Annotated in this window: 14 protein-coding genes and 1 pseudogene; 14 read left to right on the top strand and 1 reads right to left on the bottom strand. The window is 51.3% G+C overall.

What is annotated here, in order from left to right; genetic code table 11:
* The first annotated feature begins 135 nt into the window (after nucleotides 1-135).
* The 4 genes from DY231_RS09765 to DY231_RS09785 all read left to right on the top strand — a co-directional run bounded on the left by DY231_RS09765 (nucleotide 136) and on the right by DY231_RS09785 (nucleotide 4,692).
* Nucleotides 136-2,007, top strand: a complete 1,872-nt coding sequence (locus DY231_RS09765; RefSeq protein WP_115628180.1) for a DNA cytosine methyltransferase — start codon at nucleotides 136-138, stop codon at nucleotides 2,005-2,007.
* 978 nt (nucleotides 2,008-2,985) lie between these two features.
* The gene (locus tag DY231_RS09775; RefSeq protein WP_115628182.1) at nucleotides 2,986-3,441 is read left to right on the top strand and encodes a YbcN family protein; all 456 of its coding nucleotides are present in this window, start codon (nucleotides 2,986-2,988) and stop codon (nucleotides 3,439-3,441) included.
* Nucleotides 3,442-3,448: 7 nt separating this feature from the next.
* The gene (locus DY231_RS09780; protein ID WP_115631817.1) at nucleotides 3,449-4,006 is read left to right on the top strand and encodes a recombination protein NinG; all 558 of its coding nucleotides are present in this window, start codon (nucleotides 3,449-3,451) and stop codon (nucleotides 4,004-4,006) included.
* Complete coding sequence (locus tag DY231_RS09785) at nucleotides 4,003-4,692, top strand: bacteriophage antitermination protein Q (protein WP_115628183.1); 690 nt, start codon at nucleotides 4,003-4,005, stop codon at nucleotides 4,690-4,692. The genes DY231_RS09780 and DY231_RS09785 overlap by 4 nt, the downstream gene beginning before the upstream one ends.
* A gap of 165 nt (nucleotides 4,693-4,857) precedes the next feature.
* Here the strand turns inward: DY231_RS09785 and DY231_RS09790 are convergent, their stop codons facing one another.
* Nucleotides 4,858-5,610 carry a hypothetical protein gene (locus DY231_RS09790; RefSeq protein WP_115628184.1) on the bottom strand — a complete coding sequence of 251 codons (753 nt, stop codon included), beginning with the start codon at nucleotides 5,608-5,610 and terminating at the stop codon, nucleotides 4,858-4,860.
* A gap of 85 nt (nucleotides 5,611-5,695) precedes the next feature.
* Here DY231_RS09790 and DY231_RS09795 point away from each other — a divergent pair, with 85 nt between their 5' ends.
* The 10 genes and pseudogenes from DY231_RS09795 (at nucleotide 5,696) to DY231_RS09840 (ending at nucleotide 12,950) form a co-directional block, all read left to right on the top strand.
* Nucleotides 5,696-6,022 (top strand): phage holin family protein, encoded by a 327-nt coding sequence (locus tag DY231_RS09795; protein ID WP_115628185.1) that lies wholly within the window; start codon nucleotides 5,696-5,698, stop codon nucleotides 6,020-6,022.
* Nucleotides 5,997-6,476 (top strand): TIGR02594 family protein, encoded by a 480-nt coding sequence (locus DY231_RS09800; protein WP_115628186.1) that lies wholly within the window; start codon nucleotides 5,997-5,999, stop codon nucleotides 6,474-6,476. The genes DY231_RS09795 and DY231_RS09800 overlap by 26 nt, the downstream gene beginning before the upstream one ends.
* Nucleotides 6,477-6,595: 119 nt before the next feature.
* Nucleotides 6,596-6,748, top strand: a pseudogene (locus DY231_RS25725) (DUF2570 domain-containing protein); the annotation flags it as partial.
* A complete protein-coding gene (gene lysC / locus DY231_RS09810; protein ID WP_115628188.1) occupies nucleotides 6,687-7,010 on the top strand; it encodes an Rz1-like lysis system protein LysC in 324 nt (107 codons plus the stop codon). The pseudogene DY231_RS25725 and the gene lysC, both read left to right, overlap by 62 nt.
* A gap of 92 nt (nucleotides 7,011-7,102) precedes the next feature.
* Nucleotides 7,103-7,516 carry a GvpU-like protein gene (locus tag DY231_RS09815; RefSeq protein ID WP_115628189.1) on the top strand — a complete coding sequence of 138 codons (414 nt, stop codon included), beginning with the start codon at nucleotides 7,103-7,105 and terminating at the stop codon, nucleotides 7,514-7,516.
* 103 nt (nucleotides 7,517-7,619) lie between these two features.
* Complete coding sequence (locus tag DY231_RS09820; protein WP_115628190.1) at nucleotides 7,620-8,231, top strand: terminase small subunit; 612 nt, start codon at nucleotides 7,620-7,622, stop codon at nucleotides 8,229-8,231.
* The gene (gene terL / locus DY231_RS09825) at nucleotides 8,218-9,597 is read left to right on the top strand and encodes a phage terminase large subunit (RefSeq protein ID WP_115628191.1); all 1,380 of its coding nucleotides are present in this window, start codon (nucleotides 8,218-8,220) and stop codon (nucleotides 9,595-9,597) included. The genes DY231_RS09820 and terL overlap by 14 nt, the downstream gene beginning before the upstream one ends.
* Before the next feature lie 14 nt (nucleotides 9,598-9,611).
* Nucleotides 9,612-11,162 (top strand): phage portal protein, encoded by a 1,551-nt coding sequence (locus DY231_RS09830; RefSeq protein WP_172588671.1) that lies wholly within the window; start codon nucleotides 9,612-9,614, stop codon nucleotides 11,160-11,162.
* Entirely contained in the window at nucleotides 11,143-11,781 is a 639-nt protein-coding gene (locus tag DY231_RS09835) for a putative phage head morphogenesis protein (protein WP_172588672.1), read from the top strand. Before DY231_RS09830 ends, DY231_RS09835 begins: the two co-directional genes overlap by 20 nt.
* Nucleotides 11,781-12,950: a DUF2213 domain-containing protein gene (locus DY231_RS09840; RefSeq protein WP_115628194.1), complete on the top strand. Its 1,170-nt coding sequence runs from the start codon at nucleotides 11,781-11,783 to the stop codon at nucleotides 12,948-12,950. Before DY231_RS09835 ends, DY231_RS09840 begins: the two co-directional genes overlap by 1 nt.

Consider the following 12,950-nt stretch of genomic DNA (forward strand, 5'->3'; position numbering starts at 1 on the left):
AAGTGCCGGTGTATTACCGGCGCATCACCAGTGCCGCCTGAAGCATCACATCAATCGCATGTGGCTGGAGCAAATGCCGGTACCGTCAATTATCACAGCCGCTCGTTCGCTGGCCAACGCCATGGAGAAATACGCGTGAGAGAAATTATCGTTGATAACTTTGCTGGTGGCGGTGGCGCGAGTACCGGTATAGAGATGGCAATCGGTCGCAGTGTGGATATTGCGATTAACCACGATGTGAACGCGGTGGCGATGCACACCACCAATCACCCTGACACGCTGCACTATTGCGAATCAGTGTTCGATATCGACCCGAAGCAAGCGACCGCAGGTAATGCAGTTGGCCTGGCGTGGTTCTCGCCTGACTGCCGCCACTTCAGCAAAGCGAAAGGCTCGAAGCCGGTAGCGCGGGAGATTCGAGGGCTGGCCTGGATTGTGCTTCGCTGGGCGTTGGCGGTTCGCCCTCGAGTGATGATGCTGGAGAATGTGGAAGAGTTCAAAACGTGGGGGCCGTTGCTGGTGGATGAAAATGGCGATCAGCGACCAGATCCGAAACGTGCCGGTGAAACCTTTGCTGCGTTCGTTGGCATGCTGGGCGCTGGTATTGATGCAGGGCATCCAGCACTGACTGAAGCTTGTGACTTCCTCGGTATTGAGCCAAACAGCAGTGACGCACTTCGCCTGGTTAACGGGCTTGGCTATGACGTTGATTCTCGCGAGCTGCGAGCATGCGACTACGGCGCGCCAACAATCCGCAAACGCTTCTTCATGGTGATGCGTTGCGACGGGCAGCCGGTTACATGGCCTGCGCCATCACACGGTGACCCGAAGTCGCTGGGAGTGCTAAACGGCACGCTCAAACCGTGGCGCACAGCTGCGGAATGTATCGACTGGACGCTTAATTGCCCGAGCATCTTTGAGCGCAAGCGTCCACTGGCCGCCAATACGCTTAAACGCATTGCCCGGGGCATTCAGCGCTTCGTTATCGATAATCCATCGCCGTTTATCGTGAAGTGCAACCACACCAGCACGCGGACGAAGTACGACTGTTTCCGTGGGCAGTCGCTGGATGAGCCATTGCAGACCATCACCAAAACGCATGGCTATGCGATTGCGGTACCGCACATCACTAAGTTCAGAACTGGCGCGACCGGACAGGATTGCCGAGAGCCGGTACCCACAGTAACCGCTGGAACATCAAAGCGTCCTGGTGGGAATGGTCATGCGCTGGGCATGGTGGAAACTATTCTTTCACCATTCCTGGCTGGAAATGGCGGTGGAGAGTATCAAGCAAAACCTCGTCCGTTAGATAAGCCAGCTCACACCATCTTGAAAGAGTCCCATGCTTGTGTCGTCGCGCCTGTTATTGCTCGACAGTTCGGCAACAGCATCGGTCATCAGATTGATGAACCCAGCGCCACTATCACCGCTGGTGGCGGGGGCAAATCCCAGCTTGTTACCGCAAATCTCGTTAAGCATTTTGGAGGCAACTACTCGGGGCCAGGTGTCTCGATGGATGAGCCGGTGCATTCGGTGACAACAGTGGACCATCACGCGCTCGTTACATCCCACCTCGTCATGCTGCGGGGAACATGCAAAGACGGTCGGGTAGTAGATGCGCCAGCACCTGGCTTGACGGCTGGCGGCCTGCACGTTGGCAACGTCGAGACTTATCTGGCAGTTGATGAGTATGACGAACAGCGCGCAGAGCAGGTATCAGCCTTTCTGCGTGAATATTGCGGTGACGATTATCGGGAGTTTGTGACCGTGGAAGGCGTGACTTACCGGATTGTCGATATTGGTATGCGCATGCTTCAGCCGCATGAGCTTTATCGCGCCCAGGGTTTCCCTGAATGGTACATCATCGACCAGGACTACCGCGGCGTGAAGTATGCCAAGGATAAGCAAGTAGCGAGATGTGGCAATGCGGTGCCGCCGCCATTCGCTGAGGCGCTGGTACGCGCCAACTTGCCTGAACTCTGCGGGGTGAAAGAACAGGCTGCGTGACTTAAGCGAACACACAGGCCACCTAAGCAGTGGCCTTATTACTGCCTTCTATGATCGATTTAACCGATCGATAGCATCGCATTGATCAATGAAAGTGATTAATTAGCGAGCACGGAACAGCAACAAATTTTCAACCTGCCTTCAGCGCTGGCGGTCGTTTAGGTTTCGTTTAGTTCGACACTTGCCTGTGTCATTGCGTGACATGAAGTGACGAAACGCAGTCATTCAATCAGTTAACCTCGACATATTTGCCGCTCGGCATTCGTTAACACTAACGATCAAATTTTGATCTAATGTAGCGAAAAAGATTATTAAAATCATCCAGATAAATAACCTTGCATAGATACATAGTTTTTGTGCATACTTGGAAAAAGAAAATAATACTGTGTTTATGTACAGTTAATATATTCTGTATGTTTACTCGATGGTAGCAAAAACTACTGAATGCATTTTTAGGGATTTTTATTTCCGCGCAGGTTATTAGGAAAAAAGTCGACTTTGCTAAAGTGGTTACGCATAGCCGAGATGGCTTTGCAAAGTGGGATTCTGGGTCCCGAAAATTAATCAGTACGGAAGGGGGTTGATGTGTCTCAAGCAAGTTCTGAGGGTAGTGATTCTTACGATCTAGTGAGACGCTCCGATGGTGCAATAAAGTGCTCCTTCAAGCTCAAGGCGGGAGAGCGATTGTTGTTAAACAATGGTGGTGTAGAAATAGGCCACAAGCTCCTGCAGAAAGACGAGCGCATTATCTCTCGAGCGACACTGGTTGAGATGGTCAAAGAGATATCTTCCAGCAATTGACCTTTGCAAGACATGGCTTGCATAATACAACTATCGGTCTGAACACCCGATAACCTGACTACGATGCGCCACGGAGAACACCATGGCGCAAAAATACTACCAATCTGAACTCTCTCGCCTGACGTTATCCGACGCCAGCGTTTCTTTGCATTCAGCGTTCGCCCTTGGGGGTGACGCGTGAACTTTCCAAAAGAGGGCGTTCGCCTTCACCAGACAAACTTCGGCGCCATAGGCCAACAACTCCAGCCGCTTTTAGCTGGTGGTGATTGCTATCGCCTGATAATCAAACCTTGGCGTGATAAGCGCAGCCTACCGCAGAACGCGTTAAGCCATATGTGGTACGGAGAAATCAGTGAATATCTGATTCGTTCGGGCCGTACTGAAGCTACTCCCGAGTGGGTGAAGCGCAACCTCAAAAAAACCTATCTCGGTAGCGTGGAAATAACCTACACCGATTTCATCACTGGCGAGAAAGCCACAACGTGGGAACCGCGACACACTTCTGATCTGGATGCAGGGGAAATGCATCACTTCCTGGGCCAGGTCGAGATGTGGTGCGCTCAGTTCGGCCTGTTCCTCACTATCCCGCACGGCTGCGAGTATCAGCAGCTGCGCGACCAGCAGAATCAGTGAGGTGAGCATGGCTAAGCAACCTCGCCGCAAGTGCAAAGTCTGTCGTGAGTGGTTCCATCCGGTGTATTCAAACGTCTGGTGGTGCAGCCCTGAGCATGGTGCGCAGTACGCGCTTGCGCTGCGCAGTAACGAAAAAAAGAAAGCAGAAGAAGAGCGCCAGGCAAAGCGCCGTCAGGCAGTCAAACCGATGAGTTACTTTATTGGTCAGGCGCAACAGGCCTTTAATGACTTCATCCGGTACCGCGACAGATTTAAGCCGTGCATCAGCTGCGGTCGCCACCATGACGGCCAATACCATGCAGGCCACTACCGCACGACTGGCGCGAGCCCGGAGCTACGCTTCCACGAAGACAACTGCCATAAGCAATGCGCGCCCTGCAATAACCATCTATCCGGGAACCTTGCCGCGTACAGGCCAAAGCTCATTCTCAAAATCGGTCAGGCTCGATTCGATGCACTGATGGGGCCGCACGAACTACCGAAGTGGCGACGTGATGACTACATCGAAATTCGCAATACCTACCGGGCAAAGCTCAAAGAACTCAAACAGCAGGAGGCAGCGTGAATCAGCAATATCTTCAGTACGTCCGCGAAGAACTCATGGTGGCCACTGCCGATTTAAGCGGAGCAACGAAAGGGCAACTGGTAGCGTTCGCCGAGAATGCGCAGTTCGATACCGGCCGATATAAGCGCAAGCGTCGTCGAATCCTCGATGAGGCAACGGGCAAAATGATTACGCTTCCGGGCGACCCGGTGCCGGGCCAACAATCGAGAGCGAAAGGCTCATCCATAGCACTCGTTCAGCCGGTTGAGTTTCGCACCGCATCATGGCGCCGCGCTTTGGCTACGCTCGATACGCACGAACACGCCTGGCTTTCATGGTGCTATGCGGGGGATTTGTCTTTTGCTCATCAGGTTGCGATAACTGAATGGGCATGGGCTGAATTTAAAGCGGCGCTAGGAAGCAAGAAGATAGCGGGCAAAACGGTGAAGCGATTGCAGGCTCTCGTATGGCTAGCAGCGCAGGATGTTAACCAACAGATTAAAGGGCAGGACCCATATCAGTATGGAGACCTTGCTCATTTGATTGGTGTGGCACCTGATAATTGGAGCAAGAATTACAGGCAGTACTGGGATGCCTTGGAAGCCACGTTTAAGCAACTTGATAGAAGTTCACTCCTGGCAGTGTCGCGAACACGATCACAACATAAATCGACTTTTTCGCAGCAGGTTGTTGCAAAAGTCAATTAAATGCGCCATATTTAAGCCTAATTTGATATTGTGCCATCAGTGCATTTGGTGGCAGTAAGCAAGTTACCAATGAACCCGCCGAGTGCGGGTTTTTGCGTAAAGAAACTATTAACAACTGCTTTAAAAGTGGTGAAATCTCCACATCATCCTTCATTCTTGAAAGATTTATTTTTTCTCTTTCAATATTTTTTCGCCAATGCTGTTTTTTGGGAATTCAGGGTATTCATATTTGTAATTTAACAGGCCTGGTTTGCTTTCTATATTTAAATACCTTGTTGTCATCGTTTTTACTTCACTACTAGGTATGAAGATATGCTCAGTGTGGGATAATTTCTCTTTATCAACTCCAATTCCTATTATATTTCCATTGTAAACTCTTATAATGGCATATTCTCGGTCGTTGTATTTGAATACAGAGAAAGATGTTTCCATTGAGGCTCTTGAAATCCCAACGACAGTCGACATTGATATTATAAAAAGACAAGCTGCACCATATATTATCGGCAGTGACATTTCATCTTTGTTAGCAAGGTCATAGTAAATAAAAGCAAAAACACCAGTTCCAATACAGATTAAAAATGTGGTTATTATATTTGTGAATATTATCTTGGGTATTAAAGGCGATGAAAGCACACCTATCAATACTAAATACACCACGACTTGAATAGCCTTTTGCGCATCACTTGTTCTTTTCTGCTTAAATACGGTGAAAAACACCAATGATACTAAAAAGAATGCTGAAACATTAATTATGCCATTATAAATCGCTTTAATATCAATCTGTATAAACTCAGTGTCCAATGAAAAATATATTGCATACCCAAGTTCATATGATAAAGCAACTCCATACCCTATAAGGGTAAAGCACAGTAATATTAATCCTTCTTTCTTTAAAAAAAACGACATTAATTGGCTCATTTTGCATCCAGGTTGATGTTGTCTATATGCAAATTATTTTATCTCATTTCCTTATATAACACCCGCATTCGGCGAGGTGAGAGACATGCGCATGCCTGGAAACAACCCCGACTTGTTCGCATTATTACTGGCATTCCTCATGACATTGCTCGGGGCGATGGCTGGATATGCCTACCGTGTCATTAATGGTGCCCGCTTCAGTTGGGTGATGCTGGCATTACAACTCATCGTTTCTTTGTTTGCTGGTGCATTGATGATGCTTACCGCGATGCACTACCTGTGGCCTGTAGAAATTACCGGGGCAATTTGCGGAATGGCTGGCTGGTCAGGTTCTACCCTAATCAAAGCGCTCGAAGCGCGGTTTTTGAATAAAGCAGGAGGCAGTAATGCAGGAACCCAAGTGGATAGTTGAAGCAAGGAAGTATTTAGGTCAGTTAGAAATCAAAGGTCCTCGTCATAATCCCCTAATTATCCAGTTCTGGAAAGACATCAAACGCAGTGGAATCAAAGATGATGAAACGCCGTGGTGTGCTGCCTTTGTTGGCTCAATGTTCGAACGTGTCGGAATCAAATCAACCCGCTTTGAGTCTGCGAAGTCCTACCTTAACTGGGGCGCAGAACTACGCGAACCAGCCTTCGGCTGTGTTGTGGTATTCAGTCGCGACGGCGGCGGCCATGTGGGATTTGTCGTTGGACAGCGTGAAAACGGTGATTTGATGGTGCTGGGCGGTAATCAGTCTGATGCCATCAATATCCGCGCCTTCCAGCGCTCACGAGTTTCTGGTTATCGCTGGCCGGTGAATGAGGCGAAAGATATGCGACCACTGCCAGTAATGAACGGGAGCCGTTCGGAGAGCGAGGCATGATTACTTACTTCCTGCTTTCACTGAAAACGCACTGGCGCTGGTGGCTATCCATCGCCGCGATGGTGGTGATTGGGTGGCTGTGGAATGAAAACACCCGCGTTAATTCGAGTTTGGCGACAATGCAGGATGACGCAACCAGCGCCAGGACCATCACCTCTAACGTTCTGCGCGTCGTCGCAATCACAAACATGGTCATGGAGACAAACCAGCATGCTAAACAGCAAATCGCACTGGAGTCACAGAGAGCCGCGAGCGACATCAAAGCTGCTGTTGCGAGTGATGATTGTGCTGCTCGGCCTGTTCCTGCTGTTGCAGCTAACCGGCTGCGCCAATACGCGGACAGTTTACGTACTAGTGCCACAGCAACCAACCCCAGCCAGCCTGACCGCTGAAACACCACAGCCGTTTATTCCTGATCCGCTGACTTATGGGGCCAGTCTGGATTTAAACGTCAGTCTTCTGGGGGCACTGGGGCAATGCAATCGGGATAAGGCTGACATCCGAGCCATTGAGCAATCACGAGCTTCGCAGTAGCCACTGCAAAGCTCATCTGCGGTTGGGCTTGATAATGCTATATGCATGACTAAATAGGGTTTATTATTTTCACTCCAATGAAAGGAGGTCTTATGAGTGAAGATGCAGAACTTGAACAAGTATTGGCTCTGAAAGTGCGTGACGAAGATTTAATGTTTCTTAATAACATTGTTAACCAAACCGACTGTGGCATCGGTATTACCTTGTTTGTTCACGGTGGCGTAATTTCTGGTACGTTAATTTCTGGTAAAAAATACTATAAATTTGTCGCTGATAACCTGAAGGCAGCCGGTCCATCAGGAGAAGCTTTGTCTCAGTTCTTCGAAAGAAAAGGCTCTACTGGTTATACAAGTGAAGACCCCAGTTTTGAATATCCAAATAATTTCCTGCATCTTGAAAATGTTCAGATTCGAAACGGTGAGGGGAAAATGGGGCTACTGAACAACGCGATGCTCAGATTGAAAATCGAAGAGATTGAAGGCCATATTTTAGGAAATATCAGCTAAGCGACTCTCATGCAAACATGACCGCTTACGGGAAATTTTTATTGCCATCACAAAGGCCACTTTCGAGTGGCTTTTTTAATGGCATTAACCAATCGGAGTACTCATGGCATCGAAAAAGCTCACGGCAGAGCAGCAGCTTCTTTTCGATGCGCTGACTCCGCTGCAGAAGAAGTTCGCCCTGGCACTCGTCAAGGGCAAGAATCAGACCGATGCGTACAAGGCTGCGAAGGGCAAAGCAAAGGGCGACGCAATGCGCGCCGCCGCCTCCCGAATGTATGCAAATGTTAACGTCCAGGCGTTCCTCGCATCAGTTCAGGTATCCGCGGTAGACGATGCCATCATGACCCGCGAGGAAGCTCTCAAGCGCCTGACGTCAATGGGCCGCGCCCGCATCACTGATCTCGTTGATTTTGGCGAGCATCAAGTTGGCGAAGACGAAGATGGCAGGCCTGTTACTCAAGCGGTGTGGAGCTTTAAAGACTCGGTCAAACAATCCCCCGAGCTACTGGACGCCATCGCCGAACTGACCGCAGGCAAAGACGGCATCAAGCTGAAGCTGCACGACGCTCGCGGCGCTATCAAGCAAATGGCTGAGATGGAAGGCTGGCAGGCTCCTGAGAAGGTCGAGCATTCCAATCCGGATGGCTCGCTTAATCCCGCCAATATGGCAGCCGCTGTTATTGAGGCGCTGAAAAGAAAGCATGCTGACAATTAATCAGGTTGTTGAGTGCCGTACTGATTTACTTGCTTTTACCCGTTCCATGTTTAGCGCCAGAAAAGGTATGGAGTTCGTCACCAACTGGCACCATGAGAAGCTCTGTAATGCACTTGAGCGAGTGGTGATTGGGAAGTGCAAGCGGCTGATCATCAACATACCTCCGCGTTACTCGAAGACGGAGCTGGCGGTCGTTAACTTTATCGCATGGTGTATGGGTAACTTTCCCGACAGCGAATTTATTCACGCCAGTTACTCGAAGCGCCTGGCCGCCAATAACACCTGGGGCGCGCGAGCGCTGATGGAGCACGAACTCTACAGCGAGATATTTGGCGCTCCGCGATTCCGTAAAGACTCCAACGCAAAAGATGAATATCGAACCGAGCAAGGTGGATGCGTATACGCCGCTGGCTCAGACGGGACAATTACCGGCTACGGCGCCGGGAAGCTTCGCGACTACTTTGGCGGGGCAATCATTATCGATGACCCTCACAAAGCAGGCGAGGCCACGTCCGATGTGATGCGTCAAAACGTTATCGACTGGTTCTCGACCACCATCGAAAGCCGCACCAACTCACCAGAAACGCCGATCATCGTCATCATGCAGCGATTGCACGAGAGCGATTTATCCGGGTGGCTGCTGGGAGGCGGGAACGGCGAGAAGTGGGAGCATGTTTGCATTCCTGTACTTGATGACGCTGACGAGCCGCTGTGGGCGTTTAAGCATTCACGGCAAGAGCTGCAACGCATGGATACCGCCAACCCTTATGTGTTCGCAGGACAATATATGCAGCGTCCTGCGCCAATTGGCGGCGGCATATTCAAGGACCACTGGTGGAAGTTCTACCGTACCCCGCCGATTACCAAGACGCGCAGCATCTACGCCGACACAGCGCAGAAGACGAAGACGCACAACGACTTCACTGTATTTCAATGCTGGGGCCAGACCGAAGCGGGTCAACCAGTATTGCTCGACCAGTTGCGCGGGAAATGGGAAGCGCCTGAGCTGCTCATTCAGGCAAGAGCGTTCTGGAAAAAGCACAAGGCCGTCACAGGTATGGGAAATCTTCGCGCGCTCAAATGCGAAGACAAAGTGTCCGGAACCGGACTTATTCAGACCTTGCGCCGAGAAGGGATCCCAATCCTTCCCATCCAGCGCAACGTCGACAAACTTACCCGCGCGATGGATGTCGCCCCGATGGTTGAATCTGGCAACGTTCTTTTGCCTGAGGACGCGCCGTGGCTTTCCGATTATCTGGCAGAGTTCAGCCAGTTCCCTAATGGCGCTCATGACGACCAGGTTGACCCAACCATGGACGCAATCGACGACATGATTAATAAAAAGAGCAGGGGCGTTTACTCATGAAATGGCTGAATTGGTTGAAATGGTTCCGACCAAAACCATCTGATCCCGTTGAGGAACCGAAGCCCGAGCCAACGAAGAAACCACCCGGGGCTTTCTCAACTCACAAGCAGCATCAGCCGGTAACGCTGGAGCAAATCGAAGCTGCTGCCTTCCCTGTGCGTAATGCCAGAACCATCGACCAGGCTGGCAAGGCTATGGATGACGCCTCGTGTACACAGTCGCCGTCCGGTGCCTATCGTTTCGCGACGGTGGGCGGCGTTCCGGATAACGTGATCGGCTGGTTCCTGTCGCAAGGTTTTATCGGTCATCAACTTTGCGCAGTGATGGCTCAGCAGTGGCTGGTTAACCGCGCTTGCAAAATCCCACCAGAAGACGCCACGCGCAACGGCTGGAAAATTACCGGGTTGTCGGCAGATAAAATCCAGCGCCTTGAAAAGCTCGACCGCAAGCGGGGCATTAAGCGGCAAGTCCAGGAGTACGCTCGCTTTAACCGAGTATTTGGAATACGCATTGCTATCTTCTGCGTTGATAGTGACGACCCGAAATATTACGAAAATCCGTTCAATATCGACGGCGTTCGCGAGGGGAGTTATCGCGGCATTAGCCAGGTTGATCCGTACTGGTGTGCGCCAGAGCTTGAGGGGGTCGATGTAAGTGACCCGTCATCTGAGAACTTTTACGAGCCAACATACTGGCGAATTTCCGGGAAGCGTTACCACCGGTCGCACCTTGTCATCATCCGTTACTCAGATGTGCCTGACGTTCTCAAGCCAACCTATCAATTCGGTGGCCTGCCATTACCCCAGCTCATATGGGAGCGTGTGTATGGTGCCGAGCGGTCAGCTAATGAAGGGCCGCAACTGCTCATGTCTAAGCGCTTGAACGTCGTGAAGACTGACCTTGAGCAGGCTATGGCTGATCCGGATAAGTACATCGAAAAGCAGCAAAGTTTCGCTGAGTCGCGAGACAACTTTGGGTTGTTGAATATCGGCATGGAAGATGATTACAGCCAGCATGAAACCTCCCTTGGCGACGTCGACGCGGTAATTATGACTGAATATCAGCTGGTGGCCGCAGTCGCGGAAATGCCCGCAACAAAGCTTCTTGGCACTTCGCCAAAGGGATTCAACCCAACAGGCGAGTTCGAGACAGGGGCTTACCGCGAGACGCTCGCGGGAATCCAGGAGCATAGCTGCACGCCGTTACTTGATCGCCATTACCAGCTGCAAACCAAATCGCTGTTTGGTGAGGTCATCGATATCGAGGTGGTCTGGAATCCACTGGATGAGCCAACCGAAACCGAACAGGCGCAAACAGGGCTTGCCCGCGCGCAGACCGCTCAGATTTATCAAGAACTGGGCGTCGTCAGCCAGGAGCAGAACCAGCGCAAGCTCAAGGATGATGAGTCGAGCGGATATGAGTTTGACGAGGTAGAAGATGGCGAAGAAAACGGAGAGTCTGAAACCGACCGACTCCAAACCGTTCTACAGTCCCTTGCATCTGGAGCAAGCGTACCAGCGCAAGCTACGGGGATTAGTCCGGTGGATGAAGTCCAATCTCGCTGACGACATCCTGAACACCAACGGACGCTCGCTTGATGAGCGCCTTAATACTCTCTCTGCGAAGTACAGCAACCTTTTCCGCGACTATGCCCCCTCGATGTTTAACCCGGTACTTGCTGGAGTTGATACTTCCACGCAGCGCCAGTTCACCGCATTGAAACTCAGCGATGCGGTGAATGCTGATGTTGTTCAGGGTTATTTTCGTGACGCTGCAAAGGCCAATGCCCAGCTAATTTCGACGCTACCTACCGAACATATCGAACGCATCAGAAAGGCTGCTGCTGATTCGCCTGGCGACATGTCTGCAATGAAGGACATTCTTGCCGACGCGAACGGCAAGCTGGACCGGCGCGCCACCAATCTTGCGATGGACCAGACCCGCAAAGCGTTTACTCAGACGGCCACGCTCAAAGCGCAGTCGACTGGAGCAACGAAGGGAATATGGATCCACTCACATCGCGGGCCTAAGCACTCGCGCCCCAAGCATGTGAAGGCCAATGGCGAAGAGTTTGATTTGGCTGTTGGGCTTCCAGTTGGCGATAAAGGGCAAAACGTTGTGCCTGGCGAGGAAATTAACTGCCATTGCACGTTCAAACTGGTCATTGATTTTGGAGTGAAGTGATGGCGACCAGCGCAAAAGCACAGGATAAATCAGCGCGCGTCGTTGATGACAATGGTTGGATAAACGTCGAAGGCAACCCAATTAGTAAGGTAGGCGTGTTCGATTATCTCGGCAGCGAGATACCCGGCGCGCCAGACCCCGACAAAATTTACCAGGTGTATCGCTCCGCGGCAGAACTCAGCAGGCCTGAGACGCTGGAATCATTCAAATTGATACCGTTCATCAATAATCACACCTGGCTTGGGGCCGAAGGCGCTAACCCTGGTGATGTTGGCGTGGACGGGATTGTAGGCGAGAAGGTCTATTTCGATTACCCCTACCTGCGTGCAAACCTTCGCGTCTTCTCTGATGAGATGAAGCAAGAACTCGAGTCAGGGAAAGCACAGCTCTCCCCGGCTTACAAATACGACGTCGTCCCATCGATAGGTTCATTCGAGGGGCAGTCATACCAGTACGAGCAACGCAATCTGCGTTGCGGAAACCATCTCGCCCGCGTTGATGAGGGCAGAACAGGCGCTGACGTCGCAGTGATGGACCAGGCCATTAACCTAAACTCCGACGGAGATAAAACAATGACTTTAGAGGAACTGATCGCCGCGCTCGGCAAGCTGGACGCGACGTCACTTGCCGCTGTCATGGCTGCGCTTCAGCAGATGAAGCAACCAGAGCCAACTGCAGAACCTGTTGCAGACGAAGACCCTACTAATCCAGCGCCAGCAGAAGATGCCGACCCTGAAGCTGATCCGGCACCAGCGCAAGACGAAGACCCGGATGCGCCAAAAGCTGAAGACGAAGACCCGTCCGATGCTACCAAGGCGCAGGACGCAAAGTTTGCGGCGATGAGCAAGGAGCTGAAGGATCTGAAAAAGCAGGTCAAAGCGCAGGATACCGGCGCGCTGTTAAAAGAACTCGGCAAGCGTAATGAACTGGCGCAACGCCTGACACCATTCGTAGGCGCATTTGCGTGTGACTCCATGGATACCGTGGCGGTAGCGAAGTATGGCTTGGCGAAGCTCGGCATCAAAGACGTTGCCGCCGGGCATGAAGTTTCCGCGCTGAATGCTGCGCTGGCGGTGAAGTCAACGCAGCCACAAACCATCGTTGCATTTGGTCAGGACTCAGCGCCTACCAAATCTAACGCCGTTTCTTCCGCAATTGACAGCCTTTAA

The organism is Buttiauxella agrestis, from assembly GCF_900446255.1.
GTDB lineage: Bacteria > Pseudomonadota > Gammaproteobacteria > Enterobacterales > Enterobacteriaceae > Buttiauxella > Buttiauxella agrestis.